Below are 17,315 nucleotides of genomic sequence, written 5' to 3'. Positions count from 1 at the left end.
GGAGGGGGCCGGCCGCGCAGTTTCCCGCGCCCCTGACGGGGCGCTCTGCCCAGCTGTCTTTTGGGGGGCACCGGAGATCGGTGTCCCCCTCGGCATGAGGACTCCATGTACAAGATCTTCTTCCAGCTCGTCTTCCGGCGGATGGATCCCGAGGCCGCCCACCACCTCGCCTTCCGGTGGATCCGGCTCGCCGCCAGGGTTCCGGTGCTGCGCACCTTCGTCGCGGCCGCGCTCGCGCCCCGCCACAAGGAACTGCGCACCGAGGCCTTCGGGCTGCGGATGCACGGGCCCTTCGGGCTCGCCGCCGGCTTCGACAAGAACGCCGTCGCGATCGACGGGATGTCGATGCTCGGGTTCGACCACGTCGAGATCGGGACCGTGACGGGCGAGGCACAGCCCGGCAATCCCCCGAAGCGGCTGTTCCGGCTCGTCGCGGACCGGGCGCTGATCAACCGCATGGGCTTCAACAACGACGGCTCGCTCGCCGTCGCCGCCCGGCTCGCGACCCGTGAGCCGGTCTTCAGGACCGTCGTGGGCGTCAACATCGGCAAGACCAAGACCGTCCCGGAGGCGGAGGCCGTCGGCGACTACGTGAAGTCCGCCGAGCGGCTCGCGCCGTACGCCGACTACCTGGTCGTGAACGTGTCGTCGCCCAACACGCCGGGGCTGCGCAACCTCCAGGCCACCGAGGCGCTGCGGCCGCTGCTGACGGCCGTGCGCGAGGCCGCCGACCGCGTGGTGGCCCACCGCCGGGTCCCGCTCCTGGTGAAGATCGCGCCGGACCTCGCCGACGAGGACGTGGACGCCGTCGCGGACCTGGCCGTCGAACTGGGACTCGACGGGATCATCGCGACCAACACCACCATCGCCCGGGAGGGCCTGGGGCTGCGTTCGGACGCCGCGCTGGTGCGGGAGACCGGAGGACTCTCCGGGGCACCCCTCAAGGCGCGCTCCCTGGAGGTGCTGCGGCGGCTGTACGCGCGTGTGGGCGACCGGATCACCCTGGTGGGCGTCGGGGGCGTGGAGAGCGCCGAGGACGCCTGGCAGCGCATCCTGGCCGGTGCCACGCTGGTCCAGGGCTACAGCGCCTTCATCTACGAGGGCCCCTTCTGGGGCCGTGCCGTCCACAAGGGCCTCGCGGCGCGCCTGCGCACCAGCCCGTACGCCACCCTCGCCGACGCGGTCGGCGCCGATGTGAGGAAGACCGTATGAGCCCCCTGGAGCCCTTCGGCGTGCGCCTGCGCCGTGTGATGGACGAGCGCGGCCCGCTGTGCGTCGGCATCGACCCGCACGCCTCGCTGCTCGCCGAGTGGGGTCTGGACGACGACGTGGCGGGCCTCGAACGGTTCAGCCGCACGGTCGTCGAGGCGGTGGCCGACCGGGTCGCGGTCATGAAGCCGCAGAGCGCGTTCTTCGAGCGGTTCGGCTCGCGCGGGGTCGCGGTGCTGGAGCGGGTGGTGGCGGAGGCGCGTGCGGCCGGGACGCTGGTCGTGATGGACGCCAAGCGCGGTGACATCGGCTCGACCATGGCCGGGTACGCGGAGGCCTTCCTGAGCAAGGACGCGCCGCTGTTCTCGGACGCCCTGACCGTCTCGCCGTACCTCGGCTACGGCTCGCTCAGCCCGGCCGTCGCGCTGGCCCGGGAGAGCGGCGCAGGCCTGTTCGTGCTGGCGCTCACCTCGAACCCGGAGGGCCCCGAGGTGCAGCACGCGGTCCGTGCCGACGGCCGTACGGTCGGCGCGACCGTGCTGGCCCACCTCGCCGCCGAGAACGCGGGGGAGGAGCCGCTGGGCTCCTTCGGCGCGGTGGTCGGTGCCACGGTCGGCGACCTGTCGTCGTACGACCTCGACATCAACGGTCCGCTGCTCGCTCCGGGCGTCGGCGCGCAGGGCGCGACGGCGGCCGACCTCCCCGCGGTGTTCGGGGCCGCGGTACGCAACGTGATTCCAAACGTGAGCCGAGGTGTTTTGCGTCACGGTCCCGATCTAGGGGCATTGCGGACGGCCGCGGACCGGTTCGCGGGTGAGATCCGGGACGTCTTCGCAGGTCGGTGACGCGTCCGGGGAGTGTTCCGGCGGGCGCCGCGGTGGCGGCCCGGGCGTGAATACATCCTCAAATCCAGGGCAGTATGTCTGAAATGTCTGGCCTGGCGCAGGCTGACCAGGACTTTTCCGCTGTTCTCGCTGACTCTGGCGGACTTGCCCGCTAGTCTCCGAGCAGAGTCAACGGGCAAGCGTGTTGCTCGTAGCTCCCCTGGTGTGGGGCGACTAGGTTCCTCACCGGTCCGTATCCGACAGTTCGACATCCGAGGTGACGTAGGCGTGGCTCTTCCGCCCCTTACCCCTGAACAGCGCGCAGCCGCGCTCGAAAAGGCCGCCGCGGCTCGCCGGGAGCGGGCCGAGGTCAAGAATCGACTCAAGCACTCCGGCGCCTCTCTCCACGAGGTCATCAAGCAGGGTCAGGAAAACGACGTCATCGGCAAGATGAAGGTCTCCGCCCTGCTCGAGTCCCTGCCGGGCGTGGGCAAGGTCCGCGCCAAGCAGATCATGGAGCGACTCGGGATCTCCGAGAGCCGCCGCGTGCGTGGCCTCGGTTCCAACCAGATCGCCTCCCTGGAGCGCGAGTTCGGCAGCACCGGCTCCTGATCGTCGGGCCGTCCGGGACTGCCGTCCCGGGCAGCCCGCGATTGCTGGAATAATCGCTGCATGGCTGCAACATTCCGGGGGACGACCCCCGAGCCCCCGGACGTACGTCCGCGGCTGACCGTGCTCTCCGGCCCCTCCGGGGTCGGCAAGAGCACGGTCGTCGCTCATATGCGCAAGGAACACCCCGAGGTCTGGCTCTCGGTCTCGGCGACCACCCGCAAGCCCCGCCCGGGTGAGAAGCACGGAGTCCACTACTTCTTCGTCTCCGACGAGGAGATGGACAAGCTGATCGCCAACGGCGAGCTGCTGGAGTGGGCCGAGTTCGCCGGCAACCGCTACGGCACCCCGCGCCAGGCGGTGCTGGAGCACCTGGAGTCCGGCGTCCCGGTGCTGCTGGAGATCGACCTCCAGGGCGCCCGGCAGGTCCGCGACTCCATGCCGGAGGGCCGGCTGGTGTTCCTCGCTCCGCCCTCCTGGGAGGAGCTGGTGCGCAGGCTCACCGGACGCGGCACCGAGCCGCCCGAGGTGATCGAGCGCCGCCTGGACGCGGCCAAGATCGAACTCGCGGCCGAGCCGGAGTTCGACGAGACACTGGTCAACACCTCCGTCGAGGACGTGGCACGCGAGCTGCTAGCCTTGATGGACGTTGTGTGATCGTCACTGATCATTCAGACTGAATCTTTCCCATCCATCGGAAGGCAGAGCGTGTCCTCTTCCATCACCGCGCCCGAGGGCATCATCAACCCTCCGATCGACGAGCTTCTCGAGGCCACCGACTCGAAGTACAGCCTGGTGATCTACGCGGCCAAGCGCGCCCGTCAGATCAACGCGTACTACTCGCAGCTCGGCGAGGGCCTCCTCGAGTACGTCGGTCCGCTCGTCGACACCCACGTCCACGAGAAGCCGCTCTCCATCGCCCTGCGTGAGATCAACGCGGGTCTGCTGACCTCCGAGGCCATCGAGGGCCCGGCCCAGTAACGCACGCGGTACACACGCAGTAACGCAGCTCGCGGTCGTATTGTCCGATCGCGGTTGACTTATCCACAGGCCCGGCAGTCACGCTGCCGGGCCTGTGGTGTGTCATTGAGTCGTACGTAGTCGAGTCCGGGGAGTCACGGTGGACAAGCCGAAGGTCGTGCTGGGGGTCAGCGGTGGCATCGCCGCCTACAAGGCCTGTGAGCTGCTGCGCAGGTTCACGGAGTCGGGGCACGACGTCCGGGTCGTGCCCACCGCCTCCGCGCTGCACTTCGTCGGCGCCGCCACCTGGTCCGCGCTCTCCGGCCACCCCGTCTCCACCGAGGTCTGGGACCACGTCGAGGAGGTCCCGCACGTGCGGATCGGCCAGCACGCCGACCTCGTCGTCGTCGCCCCCGCCACCGCCGACACGCTCGCCAGGGCGGCCCACGGCCTCGCCGACGACCTGCTCACCAACACCCTGCTCACCGCCCGCTGCCCGGTCGTCTTCGCCCCCGCGATGCACACCGAGATGTGGGAGCACCCGGCCACCCGGGAGAACGTGGCCACCCTGCGCCGCCGCGGCGCCCTGGTGATCGAGCCCGCGGTCGGCCGGCTCACCGGCGTCGACACCGGCAAGGGCCGGCTGCCCGACCCGGCGGAGATCTTCGAGGTCTGCCGCCGGGTGCTGGCCCGGGGCGTCACCGCCCCCGACCTGTCGGGGCGCCATGTCGTCGTCTCCGCGGGCGGTACCCGCGAGCCCCTCGACCCCGTCCGCTTCCTCGGCAACCGCTCCTCCGGCAAGCAGGGCTACGCCCTCGCGCGCACCGCCGCCGCACGCGGTGCCCGGGTGACGCTGGTCGCCGCGAACACCAGCGGTCTGCCCGACCCGGCCGGCGTGGACCTGGTCCCGGTCGGAACGGCCGTCCAACTGCGCGAGGCGGTGCTGAAGGCGGCGGCCGACGCCGACGCCGTGGTGATGGCCGCCGCCGTCGCCGACTTCCGCCCCGCCGTCTACGCGTCCGGGAAGATCAAGAAGAAGGACGGCCAGGAACCCGAGCCGGTCGCCCTGGTGCGTAATCCGGACATCCTCGCGGAGATCTCGGCCGACCGGGCGCGCTCCGGACAGGTGATCGTCGGCTTCGCCGCCGAGACCGACGACGTCCTCGCCAACGGCCGGACCAAGCTGGCGCGCAAGGGCTGCGACCTCCTCGTGGTGAACGAGGTGGGAGAGCGCAAGACCTTCGGCTCCGAGGAGAACGAGGCCGTCGTGCTCGGTGCCGACGGCACCGAGACGCCCGTACCGCACGGGCCCAAGGAGGCCCTCGCCGACATCGTCTGGGACCTGGTGGCGGCCCGTTTGGATTAACTTGTTTCAGCTGTTTGTCAATTTTCCCGGACGCCACTTTGCCGCGTGGCGGCTCTGGCCAACGTCGTCGGCCACGGGGCAGAATGCGCGTGCCGCAGGTCACAGCACTTCCGAGTGTCGAGACAGGTGGGCCGGCGGCAGAGTGCGACCGATAAACTGTTCTCGGACGACGCCAGGGTGCAGCCCCCGTGTCGTCCGCCAATGATCAGACAGCAGCCGCTGCAACCCCAGGGAGCGTTGTGTCCCGTCGCCTGTTCACCTCGGAGTCCGTGACCGAGGGTCACCCCGACAAGATCGCTGACCAGATCAGCGACGCCATTCTCGACGCGCTGCTGCGCGAGGACCCGTCCTCCCGCGTCGCCGTCGAGACCCTGATCACCACCGGACTCGTGCACGTGGCCGGCGAGGTCACGACCAAGACCTACGCGGACATCGCGTCCCTGGTCCGCAACACGATCCTGGAGATCGGGTACGACTCGTCCAAGAAGGGCTTCGACGGCGCCTCCTGCGGTGTCTCGGTGTCCATCGGCTCGCAGTCCCCCGACATCGCGCAGGGCGTCGACACCGCCTACGAGTCCCGGGTCGAGGGTGCCTCCCGAAAGGACGAGGGGGACGAGCTCGACAAGCAGGGCGCGGGCGACCAGGGCCTGATGTTCGGTTACGCGACCGACGAGACGCCCACGCTGATGCCGCTGCCGATCTTCCTGGCGCACCGCCTGTCGAAGCGGCTCTCGGACGTCCGCAAGAACGGCACCATCCCCTACCTGCGCCCCGACGGCAAGACGCAGGTCACCATCGAGTACGACGGCGACAAGGCCGTCCGTCTCGACACGGTCGTGGTCTCCAGCCAGCACGCCTCGGACATCGACCTGGAGTCGCTGCTCGCCCCCGACATCCGCGAGTTCGTCGTGGAGCCGGAGCTGAAGGCGCTGCTGGACGAGGGCATCAAGCTCGACACCGAGGGCTACCGCCTGCTGGTCAACCCGACCGGCCGCTTCGAGATCGGCGGCCCGATGGGCGACGCCGGTCTGACCGGCCGCAAGATCATCATCGACACCTACGGCGGCATGGCCCGCCACGGCGGCGGTGCCTTCTCGGGCAAGGACCCGTCCAAGGTCGACCGCTCCGCCGCGTACGCGATGCGCTGGGTCGCGAAGAACGTGGTCGCGGCCGGTCTGGCCGCCCGCTGCGAGGTCCAGGTCGCGTACGCGATCGGCAAGGCCGAGCCGGTGGGTCTGTTCGTCGAGACCTTCGGCACCGCCAAGGTCGACGCGGAGAAGATCGAGAAGGCGATCGACGAGGTCTTCGACCTGCGTCCGGCCGCGATCATCCGCGACCTCGACCTGCTCCGCCCGATCTACGGCCAGACCGCCGCGTACGGTCACTTCGGCCGTGAGCTGCCCGACTTCACGTGGGAGCGCACGGACCGCGTGGACGCCCTGCGCAAGGCCGCGGGTCTCTGAGGAGGCCGGTAGGACGACTGACGGCGGCTGTGGTCACCACCGAGCGGTGGTGACCACAGCCGCCGTCGTCGTGTCTGCCAGGTGCCCGCGCCGGTCGCTCCGGGGGGCGGTGGCTAGGCCACGCGGGGCTGTTCCTTGTCGGCGTCCGGCGCGGTCGCGGGCTGCGGGGTGCCGGCCGGGCGGGTTCCGCGGATGTGGCGGGCCGCGAGGATGGCGAGCAGGGAGGCGGCGGAGAGGGTGTAGAGGCCGCCGTTGGTGCTGCCGGTCGTGTCCTTGAGGTACCCGAAGAGGAACGGGGAGACGAAGCCGCCGAGGTTGCCGATCGAGTTGACCAGTGCCAGGCCGGGCGCCGCGATCCGCAGGTCGAGGCCGGTCTGCGCCATGGGCCAGAACAGGGTCGCCGCGCACTTGGAGCCGACCCCGGCGAGGGTGATCGCGGCGAGTCCGAACCACGGCGAGCCCAGCGTGGCGAGGTAGGTGCCGATGGCGGACAGCAGCAGGGTCACCGCGAGGTAGGGGCGCCGGTCGGGGGCGCGGTCGGTGAAGTGGCTCATCGAGTACATCGCGATCATGGAGGCCACCGCCGGTATCGCGGAGAGCAGGCCGACCTGGAAGGACGACAGCCCCTTGATCTCCTCGATCAGGCTGGGCAGCCAGAAGGTGATCGCGTACCCGGTGAGCGTCATCGCGAAGAACGCGCCCGTCAGCAGGGCGACCTGAGGGTGGATCATCAGCCGCAGCCGCGAGACCTTGGGCGCCCGCTCCCGCTGGGCCTCGTCCCTGCTCACGGCCGTGCGCAGGGAGTCCTTCTCCTCGGCGGACAGCCAGCGCGCGTCCTCGATCCGGGAGACCAGGAAGAAGCCGGCGATGATGCCGACGACGACCGAGAAGGTGCCCTCCAGGCCGAACATCCAGCGCCAGCCCGCGATGCCGCCCGCTCCGTGCAGTTCGAGCAGGGCGCCGGTGACCGGCCCGGTGATGATGCCGGCGGCGGCCGAGCCGCCCAGGAAGATCGCGGTCGCCCGGCCCCGGCTGGAGTCCGGCAGCCACTGGGTGATGTAGAGCATCGCGCCCGGGAAGAAGCCCGCCTCGGCGACACCGAGCAGGAAGCGCAGCACGTAGAACGTGGTGACGTTGTGGATGAAGCACATCGCCACGATCACCAGACCCCAGGTGATCATGATCCGGGTCAGCCAGACCCGGGCTCCGAAGCGCTCCAGGAGCATGTTGCTGGGCACCTCGAACAGCGCGTACCCGATGAAGAACAGACCGGCCCCGAGTCCGTAGGCGGTCGCGCTGACCCCGACGTCCGCCCGCAGCTCGTCCTGGATGAACCCCACGTTCGTCCGGTCCAGATTGTTGACCAGCAACATCAGGACCAGGATCGGCATCATCCGGCGGAGGAACTTCCCCACCGCCCGCTGCTCGGCACCTGCCACAGCCACGTCTGACATCGTTGTCTCCCGCTTCCGTACATGTACATGAATCTCAGTCACGCAGATGGGCAGATTAGGGAAGCGGATCTTCCGGGTCAATGACTTGAACCTGGGAACATGTATGTGAACGCTGAGGGGTGGTGGCGGAACACCGGTCCACGGCGCGGCCGTTGTCAGTCGCGTTTGGTAAGAATGCAAGCGTGAGCAGCGAGAACGGGCAGGGGAGCGGGGACGCCTCGGGGGCGCCGCCGGAGCAGCTCGCGCTCATCAGGGAGAGCGTGCGCGGAGCCAAGGTGCCCCGGGCCAAGCCGCGGACCTGGCGGGGCGCCGCGCTGGCCGAGCGGCTGCCGGTCGCGCGCGTGCTCGTGGACAAGGGCGTGCTCCACCTCGACCGGTACTTCGACTACGCCGTGCCCGCCGAACTGGACGCGGACGCGCAGCCCGGGGTGCGGGTGCGGGTCCGGTTCGGGGCCGGGCGGCACCGGGTGCGGGACGGCCGCCGCGAGGGCGGGGGGCTGATCGACGGGTTCCTGGTCGAGCGGCTCGACGAGTCCGACTACGCGGGTCCGCTGGCCGCGCTGGCCCAGGTGGTCTCGCCCGAACCGGTGCTCGGCGGGGAACTGCTGCGGCTGGCCCGGGCCGTCGCCGACCGGTACGCGGGCAGCCTCGCCGACGTGCTCCAACTGGCGGTGCCGCCCCGCAGCGCGCGGGCCGAGAAGCGTCCGTCCCCCGAACCGCTGCCCCCGCCGCCCGCGCCCGGCCCCGGGACCTGGACGCGGTACGAGCACGGGCCCGCCTTCGTCGAGTCGCTGGCCGCCGGCGGCACACCGCGCGCGGTGTGGAACACGCTGCCCGGACCCGGCTGGAGCGAGGAGATCGCCCGCGCCGTCGCCGCCACGCTCGCCTCGGGACGCGGCGCGCTCGTCGTCGTACCGGACGGACGGGCCGCCGCGCGGGTCGACGCCGCGCTGACCGAGGTCCTCGGCCCGGGACGGCACGCGCTGCTCACGGCGGATGCCGGGCCCGAGAAGCGGTACGCGCAGTGGCTCGCCGTCAGCCGCGGATCGGTGCGGGCGGTGGTGGGGACCCGGGCGGCCATGTTCGCGCCCGTGCGGGACCTCGGGCTGGTCGCCGTCTGGGACGACGGCGACGACAGCCACAGTGAGCCGCACGCCCCGCAGCCGCACGCCCGGGACGTGCTGCTGCTGCGCGCCACGCTGGACGGGTGCGGCTTCCTGCTGGGCGGCTGGAGCTGCACGGTGGAGGCCGCCCAGCTCGTGGAGAACGGCTGGGCCCGGCCCCTGGTGGCCGGGCGGGAACAGGTGCGGCGGTCAGCGCCGCTGGTCCGGACCGTGGGCGACGGCGACCTCGCCCGTGACGAGGCCGCGCGCGCCGCCCGGCTGCCGACCCTGGCCTGGCAGGCCGTGCGGGACGGACTGCGGCACGGGCCGGTGCTGGTGCAGGTGCCCCGGCGGGGCTATGTGCCCCGGCTGGCCTGCGACCGGTGCCGGGAACCGGCCCGCTGCCGGCACTGCGCCGGACCGCTGGAGGCACGCGACGCCGGGGCGCCGGCCTGCGGCTGGTGCGGGCGCGAGGAGAGCGACTGGCACTGCCCCGAGTGCGGCGGCTTCCGGCTGCGCGCCCAGGTGGTCGGCGCCCGGCGGACCGCCGAGGAACTGGGGCGGGCCTTCCCGGCCGTGCCCGTGCGGACCTCGGGGCGCGAGCACGTCCTGGACACCGTGCCGGGGACGCCCGCGCTGGTGGTGAGCACCCCGGGCGCCGAACCGGTCGCCGAGGGCGGCTACGCGGCGGCCCTGCTGCTGGACGGCTGGGCCATGCTCGGCCGGCCGGACCTGCGGGCCGGGGAGGACGCGCTGCGGCGGTGGATCGCGGCCGGTGCGCTGGTGCGGCCGCAGGGGGACGGCGGGACCGTGGTCGTCGTCGCGGAACCGACCCTGCGGCCCGTGCAGGCACTGGTCCGCTGGGACCCGGTCGGGCACGCGGTGCGCGAGCTGGCCGAGCGGGCGGAGCTGGGGTTTCCGCCGGTGTCCCGGATGGCGGCGGTCTCGGGAACGGCTCAGGCGCTCACCGAGTTCCTCGGTGCGGCCGAACTGCCGCGGGACGCCCAGGTGCTGGGGCCGGTGCCGCTGCCCGTGGTGCGGGCCGAGGCACCCCGCCGGGTGGGCGCGCCGCCGCCGGGGGAGCAGTGGGAGCGGGCGCTGGTGCGGGTGCCGCCGGGAAGCGGTGCGGCGCTGGCCGCCGCGCTGAAGTCCGCCCAGGCCGCGCGGATGGCGCGGGGGAGCGGGGAGGCGGTACGGGTGCGGATCGATCCGCCGGACATCGGCTGAGACGGCGGTGGCCGCGGGCACGGCTGCCCTCCCGTGACGTGCCGGGAGGGCAGGGGAGCGGGGCAGCCGTCGGACGACTCGGCCGTCGGGTACGTCAGCCGTTGCGCGGGCCGGGGAAGGCCGTCGGCCGCACCTCGTCGCGGAGGGTGGGGCTGCCGGCGGTCGGCTGGGTCGGCATGGAGCGGGCGGCCGGAACCGTCGGCACGGCGGGCAGCCCGCCGCCCACGTTGAGCGTGCGGGTGCCGGACGGCTCCGTCGTCAGCTCGGCCTCGGGGGCCGCCGCTGCCTGGGCGGCGGCGCGACGGGCACCGTAACGGCGGTGCACCGCCTGCTTGGTGACCCCGAGCGCGGAGCCCACCGCGTCCCACGAGAAGCCGAGCGAGCGGTCGAAGTCCACGGCGGCCGTGACCAGGGTCTCGACACTGTCCCGGAGCTCCTGGGCGAGACGGACCGTCGGAGCGGGGGCACGTCCGTAGACGACGAAGCCCGTGGACGGGCCGGAGCGGCGCGGGCGGTAGACGTTGCCCAACTGGGCGGTGAGCGTGCGCAGTGCGTCCACCTGCCGGCGGACCCGCTCGATGTCCCGCACCAACAAGTGCAGGCTGGCCCGGGCCTGGGCGTCGTGGGTTGCGTGGTCGGCCATGAACAAGCCTCTCGAACCGGCGTTGAAAGGAACGGGCCACGCATGCGGCCCTTTGTGGTCAACTCTTTCTTGACCAACGCGTGGGCGCGCCGCTGGTCACGGTGTGGGGGCGTATGGGCATATGCGTACGCCGTGCCGGCCGCCGCGCACCACCCGGCCGGTCTTCCGTGCGGGCCGGGTGCGCCGGCCACCTGCGGGTGTCGGTTTCGCACCGCGGCATAGACTGGTGCGTCGCCCGTAAGTGACCCCGTTCGAGAGGCTCTGCGCCGCCCATGAAGCTCGTCTTCGCCGGTACTCCCGAAGTCGCCGTTCCCGCTCTGGACGCTCTCATCGCCTCGGGGCGGCACGAGGTGGCCGCCGTCGTCACGCGGCCCGACGCGCCGGCCGGACGGGGGCGCAGGCTGGTCGCCTCTCCCGTGGCCGAGCGGGCGGCGGAGGCCGGGATCGAGGTGCTGCGGCCGCACCGGCCGCGCGACCCGGAGTTCCTGGAGCGGCTCACGGCCATCGGCCCGGACTGCTGTCCGGTGGTGGCCTACGGGGCGCTCCTGCCGCGCGTCGCCCTGGACATCCCGGCCAACGGATGGGTCAACCTGCACTTCTCGCTGCTCCCCGCCTGGCGCGGCGCGGCGCCCGTGCAGCACTCGGTCATGGCGGGCGACGAGATCACCGGGGCCTCCACCTTCCTCATCGAGGAGGGGCTCGACTCCGGGCCCGTCTACGGCACCGTCACCGAGGAGGTCCGGCCCACCGACACCAGCGGCGACCTGCTGACCCGGCTCGCCTTCGCCGGGGCCGGGCTGCTCGCCGCCACCATGGACGGGATCGAGGACGGCACCCTCAAGGCCGTACCGCAGCCGGGCGAGGGCATCACCCTCGCGCCGAAGATCACCGTCGAGGACGCGAAGGTCGACTGGGCGGTGCCCGCCCTGCGGGTCGACCGGGTGGTGCGCGGCTGCACCCCCGCGCCCGGCGCCTGGACCACGTTCCGCGGCGAGCGGCTCAAGCTGATCCAGGTCACCCCGGTGCCCGAGCGGACCGATCTGGCGCCGGCCCAGGTCGCCGTCGGCAAGAACAGCGTGCACGTGGGGACGGGGTCCTACGCCGTGGAACTGCTCTGGGTGCAGGCCCAGGGCAAGAAGCCGATGCGGGCCGCCGACTGGGCCCGCGGCACCCGCATCGCGGCCGGCGAGACCCTCGGCGCCTGAGCGCCCTTCTCGGCGGCGGCCTCCCGCGGCGCCCGGCGTACGCTGGAGGCCGTATCGAACCCGTACCCGGAGCACCTTTTACGTGAGCGAGCAGTCCCGGCGGCCGCGCAGGCCGGCCAAGCCCTACCGCCGTCCCCAGAAGGACCCCGTCCGCATCCTCGCCTTCGAGGCGCTGCGCGCCGTGGACGAGCGGGACGCGTACGCCAACCTCGTCCTGCCGCCGCTGCTGCGCAAGGCGCGGGAGAAGGAAGGACCCGAGAAGTTCGACGGCCGGGACGCGGCGCTCGCCACCGAGCTGGTCTACGGGACGCTGCGCCGGCAGGGCACGTACGACGCGATCATCGCCGAGTGCGTCGACCGGCCGCTGCGCGAGGTCGACCCGCCGGTGCTGGACGTGCTCAGCCTCGGTGTGCACCAGCTGCTCGGGACCCGCATCCCCACCCACGCCGCCGTCTCCGCCTCCGTCGAACTCGCCCGGGTGGTGCTGGGCGACGGACGGGCCAAGTTCGTCAACGCCGTGCTGCGCAAGGTCGCGCAGGACGACCTCGACGGCTGGCTCGCCAAGGTCGCGCCCCCCTACGACGCGGACCCCGAGGACCACCTCGCCGTCGTCCACTCGCATCCGCGGTGGGTCGTCTCCGCGCTCTGGGACTCGCTGGGCGGCGGCCGCGCGGGCATCGAGGAGCTCCTGGCCGCCGACAACGAGCGGCCCGAGGTGACCCTGGTCGCCCGGCCGGGGCGGGCCACCGCCGGGGAGCTGCTCGGCGAGGAGGCCGCGGTACCGGGACGCTGGTCGCCGTACGCGGTGCGGCTCACCGAGGGCGGGGAGCCCGGGGCCGTCGAGGCCGTGCGGGAGGGCCGGGCGGGTGTGCAGGACGAGGGCAGCCAGCTGGTCGCCCTCGCGCTCGCGGCCGCGCCGATCGACGGCCCGGACGAGAAGTGGCTCGACGGCTGCGCCGGACCCGGCGGCAAGGCCGCGCTGCTGGCCGCGCTGGCCGCCGAGCGGGGGGCCGTGCTCCTGGCCTCCGAGAAGCAGCCGCACCGGGCCGGGCTGGTCGCGAAGGCCCTGCACGGCAACCCCGGGCCGTACCAGGTCATCGCCGCCGACGGGACCCGGCCGCCGTGGCGCCCCGGTACCTTCGACCGGGTCCTGATGGACGTCCCGTGCACCGGGCTCGGCGCGCTGCGCCGCCGTCCCGAGGCCCGGTGGCGCCGCCGCCCCGAGGACCTCGACAGCTTCGCCCCGCTCCAGCGCGCCCTGCTGCGCACGGCCCTCGACTCGGTGCGGGTCGGCGGGATCGTCGGCTACGCCACCTGCTCCCCGCACCTCGCCGAGACCCGCGCGGTGGTCCAGGACGTCCTCAAGCAGCGTCCGGACACGGAGCTGGTGGACGCGCGTCCGCTGCTGCCGGGGGTGCCCGACCTGGGCGAGGGCCCGGACGTGCAGCTGTGGCCGCACCTGCACGGGACGGACGCGATGTACCTGGCCCTGATCCGCCGGACCGGCTGAGGGACGGCAGAAAAAAGTCGGAGAAAAAATTCGGCGGTGATGTCGAGAACCGGTGGGCCGCTCCGTCCCCGGGGCGGAGGCGGCCACAATGGGTCGCACCGGCACCGAGGAGAACCATCATGGCCAAGTACCTGCTGCTGAAGCACTACCGGGGCGCCCCGGCCGCGGTCAACGACGTGCCCATGGACCAGTGGACGCCGCAGGAGATCACGGCCCACATCCAGTACATGAACGACTTCGCGGCCCGGCTGGAGAAGACCGGTGAGTTCGTCGACGGCCAGGCGCTCGCCCCGGAGGGGCAGTGGGTCCGGTACGACGGTGAGGGCCGCCCGCCGGTCACCGACGGCCCGTTCGCCGAGACCAAGGACCTCATCGCCGGCTGGATGGTGATCGACGTCGACAGCCACGAGCGCGCGGTCGAACTCGCCGGCGAGCTGTCCGCCGCCCCCGGCGCCGGCGGCAGGCCGATCCATGAGTGGCTGGAGGTGCGCCCGTTCCTGGCCGCGCCGCCCACCGTCACGGAGTGCCTCGCCCATGGATGAGGCTCTCCTCAGGAGCCTCACGCCCGGCGTGCTCACCGTCCTCGTCCGCCGCGGAGCCGACTTCGCGGCGGCCGAGGACGCCGTGCAGGAGGCTCTCGTCGAGGCCGTCCGGGTCTGGCCGGCCGACCCGCCGAGGGATCCGAAGGGCTGGCTGGTCACCGCGGCCTGGCGCAGGTTCCTCGACGCGAGGCGGGCGGACGCGGCCCGCCGCCGGCGCGAGGAGCGCGTCGAGGAGGAGCCGCCGTCCGGCCCCGCGGCCGCCGCGGACGACACCCTCCAGCTCTACTTCCTGTGCGCCCACCCCTCCCTCACCCCCTCCTCCGCGGTCGCGCTCACCCTGCGCGCCGTCGGCGGCCTGACCACCCGCCAGATCGCCCGGGCCTACCTGGTGCCCGAGGCGACCATGGCCCAGCGCATCAGCCGGGCCAAGCGCACGGTCTCCGGCGTCCGCCTGGACCGGCCCGGCGATGTCGCCACCGTGCTCCGCGTCCTCTACCTGGTCTTCAACGAGGGCTACTCCGGCGACGTCGACCTCGCCGCCGAGGCCGTCCGGCTCACCCGGCAGCTCGCCGCCGCGATCGACCACCCCGAGGTGGCGGGCCTGCTCGCCCTCATGCTGCTCCACCACGCCCGGCGGGCCGCCCGTACCGGGCCCGACGGCAGCCTCGTACCGCTCGCCCGGCAGGACCGCGGCCGCTGGGACACCGCGGCGATCGCCGAGGGCGTCGGGATCCTCCAGGCGGCCCTCGCCCGCGACCGCCTGGGCGAGTTCCAGGCCCAGGCCGCCATCGCCGCCCTCCACGCCGACGCCCCCACCGCCGAGGAGACCGACTGGGTCCAGATCGTCGAGTGGTACGACGAACTGGCGCGCCTGACCGACAGCCCGATCGTCCGCCTCAACCGCGCGGTCGCCGTCGGCGAGGCGGACGGCCCGCGGGCCGGCCTGGCCGCACTCGCCGAACTCGACGACTCCCTGCCCCGCCACACCGCGGTGGCGGCCCACCTCCACGAAGCCGCCGGAGACGTGAGCACGGCGGCGCGCCTGTACGCGGAGGCGGCCCACAAGGCCCCCAACCTCGCGGAACGCGACCACCTGACCCGCCAGGCGGCCAGACTCAACCACCGCCGGTGACCGTGGGCGCCCCGTCAGAGGCGCGGGGAACCGCGCGACAACCCCCCACCGAGCCCGTACCGACCCCCCACCGACCCCCCACCGACCCCCCACCGAGCCCCCACCGAGCCCGTACCGACCCCACAACCTCGACCACCCACCGACCTGACTCGGCTCACCCCGGCAGGGCATGGCACGCTTGGGGCATGGCCGTGCAGATCAACCCCAGCATCCTGTCCGCCGACTTCGCCCGCCTCGCGGACGAGGCGAAGGCGGTCCAAGGCGCCGACTGGCTCCACGTCGACGTCATGGACAACCACTTCGTCCCGAACCTCACGCTCGGCGTGCCGGTCGTAGAGTCCCTGGCCCGTGCTACGGACACCCCGCTGGACTGCCATCTGATGATCGAGGCCCCCGACCGGTGGGCACCCCAGTACGTCGAAGCGGGTGCTTCCTCCGTCACCTTCCACGTGGAGGCGGCGGCCGCCCCGGTGCGGCTCGCCCGCGAGATCCGCGCGAAGGGCGCCCGGGCCTCCATGGCGCTCAGGCCGGCCACGCCGATCGAGCCGTACGAGGACCTGCTCCCGGAGCTGGACATGCTGCTGATCATGACGGTGGAGCCCGGGTTCGGTGGTCAGGCGTTCCTCGACATCATGCTGCCGAAGATCCGCCGCACGCGGGAGCTGATCGGCAAGCACGGACTGGAACTGTGGCTCCAGGTCGACGGCGGGGTCTCGGCGTCGACGATCGAGCGCTGCGCGGACGCGGGAGCCGACGTTTTCGTGGCGGGCTCGGCGGTGTACGGGGCAAACGACCCCGCAGAGGCGGTGCGCGCACTGCGCACCCAGGCGGAGTCGGCCACCGCGAACGCCTCGTGGGCGTGCGACCACTGAGGTACGGGAACGTGAACGGCTCCGATCAGGGCTGATCAAGTGCGCCGGATCTGCGAGGATGAACGGCGTATCCAGAGTGTGAACAGCAGTGAGGAGATGGCCGTGTCGGGTATGTCGGCGGGCCGGTCAGCCATGCGGATGGGACCCGCTGAGCTGGTGCAGGCGGCGGCCATGGCCCGCCGCTTCTATCTCGAGGGCAAGTCCAAGATCCAGATCGCCGAGGAGTTCGGCGTCAGCCGCTTCAAGGTGGCCCGGGTACTGGAGACCGCCCTCGAAAGGGATCTCGTACGCATCGAGATCCGTGTGCCGGCCGAGCTGGACGCCGAGCGCTCCGACGCGCTCCGCGCCCGGTACGGCCTGCGGCACGCAGTCGTGGTCGAGTCCCCGGCCGAGGCGGAGGAGACCCCGGATCCGGAGAACCTCGGCGAGGTCGCCGCCGACCTGCTCGGCGAGCTCGTCAACGAGGGGGACGTCCTGGGCCTCGCCTGGGGCCGGTCCACCATCCACATGGCGGCGGCGCTCGACCGGCTGCCGCCCTGCACGGTGGTGCAGCTGACGGGCGTGTACGACGCCGGGACCTCGGAGCGCGGTTCGGTGGAGGCCGTCCGGCGCGCCGCACAGGTGTCCGGCGGCGACGCCCACCCGATCTACGCGCCGATGCTGCTGCCGGACGCGGCCACCGCGGCCGCGCTGCGCAACCAGACCGGGATCGCCCGGGCCTTCGAGTACTTCGACAAGGTCACGGTCGCCTGTGTCTCCATCGGCTCGTGGGAGCCCGGCATCTCCACGGTGCACGACATGCTCAGCGACGAGGAGCGCGGGCACTACGCCTCGCTCGGTGTCGCCGCGGAGATGGCCGCGCACCTCTTCGACTCCGACGGCCGCCGGGTCGGCCGGGATCTGGGGGAGCGGTGCATCACGGTCAAGGCCGACCAGCTGCGCCGCGTTCCCGAGGTGGTGGCCATCGCGGGCGGGCAGCGCAAGGCGGCGGCGATCGACGCGGTGCTGCGGTCGGGGCTGGTCACCAGCCTCGTCACGGACACCTCGGCCGCCGACTACCTGATGACGGCCGGTACCACCCCGAAGCCCGCGCTGAACCGCGCGGACCCGGACGGTCCCTGAACGGCACCGTGGCGCCCTCTTAGCACGGGACGGCCGTGGCAGCACCGATCAGCTGCCCCGAGCCGTCCCGTCGC

The 17,315-nt window shown here is 72.7% G+C and carries 16 protein-coding genes; 14 read left to right on the top strand and 2 right to left on the bottom strand.

All coding sequences use genetic code 11. The features are described from left to right. Positions 1 to 105: 105 nt before the first annotated feature. The 7 genes from ACZ619_RS31985 (at position 106) to metK (ending at position 6,431) form a co-directional block, all read left to right on the top strand. Positions 106 to 1,212: a quinone-dependent dihydroorotate dehydrogenase gene (locus ACZ619_RS31985; protein ID WP_469606339.1), complete on the top strand. Its 1,107-nt coding sequence runs from the start codon at positions 106 to 108 to the stop codon at positions 1,210 to 1,212. Further along, positions 1,209 to 2,054: an orotidine-5'-phosphate decarboxylase gene (pyrF, locus tag ACZ619_RS31980; protein ID WP_469606336.1), complete on the top strand. Its 846-nt coding sequence runs from the start codon at positions 1,209 to 1,211 to the stop codon at positions 2,052 to 2,054. The genes ACZ619_RS31985 and pyrF overlap by 4 nt, the downstream gene beginning before the upstream one ends. A gap of 267 nt (positions 2,055 to 2,321) precedes the next feature. Continuing rightward, the gene (locus ACZ619_RS31975; protein ID WP_003977346.1) at positions 2,322 to 2,645 is read left to right on the top strand and encodes an integration host factor; all 324 of its coding nucleotides are present in this window, start codon (positions 2,322 to 2,324) and stop codon (positions 2,643 to 2,645) included. Positions 2,646 to 2,705: 60 nt separating this feature from the next. Continuing rightward, a complete protein-coding gene (gene gmk / locus ACZ619_RS31970) occupies positions 2,706 to 3,299 on the top strand; it encodes a guanylate kinase (RefSeq protein WP_469606333.1) in 594 nt (197 codons plus the stop codon). Positions 3,300 to 3,350: 51 nt separating this feature from the next. Next, positions 3,351 to 3,623: a DNA-directed RNA polymerase subunit omega gene (rpoZ, locus tag ACZ619_RS31965; protein WP_005319902.1), complete on the top strand. Its 273-nt coding sequence runs from the start codon at positions 3,351 to 3,353 to the stop codon at positions 3,621 to 3,623. Positions 3,624 to 3,762: 139 nt separating this feature from the next. Next, the gene (gene coaBC, locus ACZ619_RS31960) at positions 3,763 to 4,968 is read left to right on the top strand and encodes a bifunctional phosphopantothenoylcysteine decarboxylase/phosphopantothenate--cysteine ligase CoaBC (RefSeq protein WP_469606330.1); all 1,206 of its coding nucleotides are present in this window, start codon (positions 3,763 to 3,765) and stop codon (positions 4,966 to 4,968) included. Between the two features lie 239 nt (positions 4,969 to 5,207). Then, a complete protein-coding gene (gene metK / locus ACZ619_RS31955) occupies positions 5,208 to 6,431 on the top strand; it encodes a methionine adenosyltransferase (RefSeq protein ID WP_469606328.1) in 1,224 nt (407 codons plus the stop codon). A 113-nt stretch (positions 6,432 to 6,544) separates the two neighbouring features. On the opposite strand, the gene ACZ619_RS31950 is transcribed toward metK, so the two are convergent. Then, a complete protein-coding gene (locus ACZ619_RS31950) occupies positions 6,545 to 7,876 on the bottom strand; it encodes an MFS transporter (protein ID WP_469606326.1) in 1,332 nt (443 codons plus the stop codon). Between the two features lie 191 nt (positions 7,877 to 8,067). On the opposite strand from ACZ619_RS31950, the gene ACZ619_RS31945 reads away from it, so the two are divergent. Beyond that, positions 8,068 to 10,215 carry a primosomal protein N' gene (locus tag ACZ619_RS31945; RefSeq protein ID WP_469606323.1) on the top strand — a complete coding sequence of 716 codons (2,148 nt, stop codon included), beginning with the start codon at positions 8,068 to 8,070 and terminating at the stop codon, positions 10,213 to 10,215. Positions 10,216 to 10,309: 94 nt separating this feature from the next. Here ACZ619_RS31945 and ACZ619_RS31940 read toward each other — a convergent pair whose 3' ends face one another. Beyond that, positions 10,310 to 10,858 carry a hypothetical protein gene (locus ACZ619_RS31940; RefSeq protein WP_469606321.1) on the bottom strand — a complete coding sequence of 183 codons (549 nt, stop codon included), beginning with the start codon at positions 10,856 to 10,858 and terminating at the stop codon, positions 10,310 to 10,312. Positions 10,859 to 11,130: 272 nt separating this feature from the next. Here ACZ619_RS31940 and fmt point away from each other — a divergent pair, with 272 nt between their 5' ends. From fmt to ACZ619_RS31910, 6 genes are all read left to right on the top strand, one after another. Continuing rightward, entirely contained in the window at positions 11,131 to 12,063 is a 933-nt protein-coding gene (gene fmt / locus ACZ619_RS31935; protein WP_469606319.1) for a methionyl-tRNA formyltransferase, read from the top strand. An 82-nt stretch (positions 12,064 to 12,145) separates the two neighbouring features. Further along, positions 12,146 to 13,573 carry an RsmB/NOP family class I SAM-dependent RNA methyltransferase gene (locus tag ACZ619_RS31930; RefSeq protein ID WP_469606317.1) on the top strand — a complete coding sequence of 476 codons (1,428 nt, stop codon included), beginning with the start codon at positions 12,146 to 12,148 and terminating at the stop codon, positions 13,571 to 13,573. A 119-nt stretch (positions 13,574 to 13,692) separates the two neighbouring features. Continuing rightward, a complete protein-coding gene (locus tag ACZ619_RS31925) occupies positions 13,693 to 14,115 on the top strand; it encodes a YciI family protein (RefSeq protein ID WP_469606315.1) in 423 nt (140 codons plus the stop codon). Continuing rightward, complete coding sequence (locus ACZ619_RS31920; protein WP_469606312.1) at positions 14,108 to 15,247, top strand: RNA polymerase sigma factor; 1,140 nt, start codon at positions 14,108 to 14,110, stop codon at positions 15,245 to 15,247. Before ACZ619_RS31925 ends, ACZ619_RS31920 begins: the two co-directional genes overlap by 8 nt. 185 nt (positions 15,248 to 15,432) lie before the next feature. Next, positions 15,433 to 16,119: a ribulose-phosphate 3-epimerase gene (gene rpe / locus ACZ619_RS31915; protein ID WP_469606310.1), complete on the top strand. Its 687-nt coding sequence runs from the start codon at positions 15,433 to 15,435 to the stop codon at positions 16,117 to 16,119. Positions 16,120 to 16,197: 78 nt separating this feature from the next. Further along, positions 16,198 to 17,241 (top strand): sugar-binding transcriptional regulator, encoded by a 1,044-nt coding sequence (locus tag ACZ619_RS31910; RefSeq protein WP_469606307.1) that lies wholly within the window; start codon positions 16,198 to 16,200, stop codon positions 17,239 to 17,241. Positions 17,242 to 17,315 lie beyond the last annotated feature (74 nt).

The sequence above is a fragment of the Streptomyces sp. NPDC104367 genome (assembly GCF_055583825.1).
This window is presented reverse-complemented; position numbering and strand designations above follow the sequence as displayed.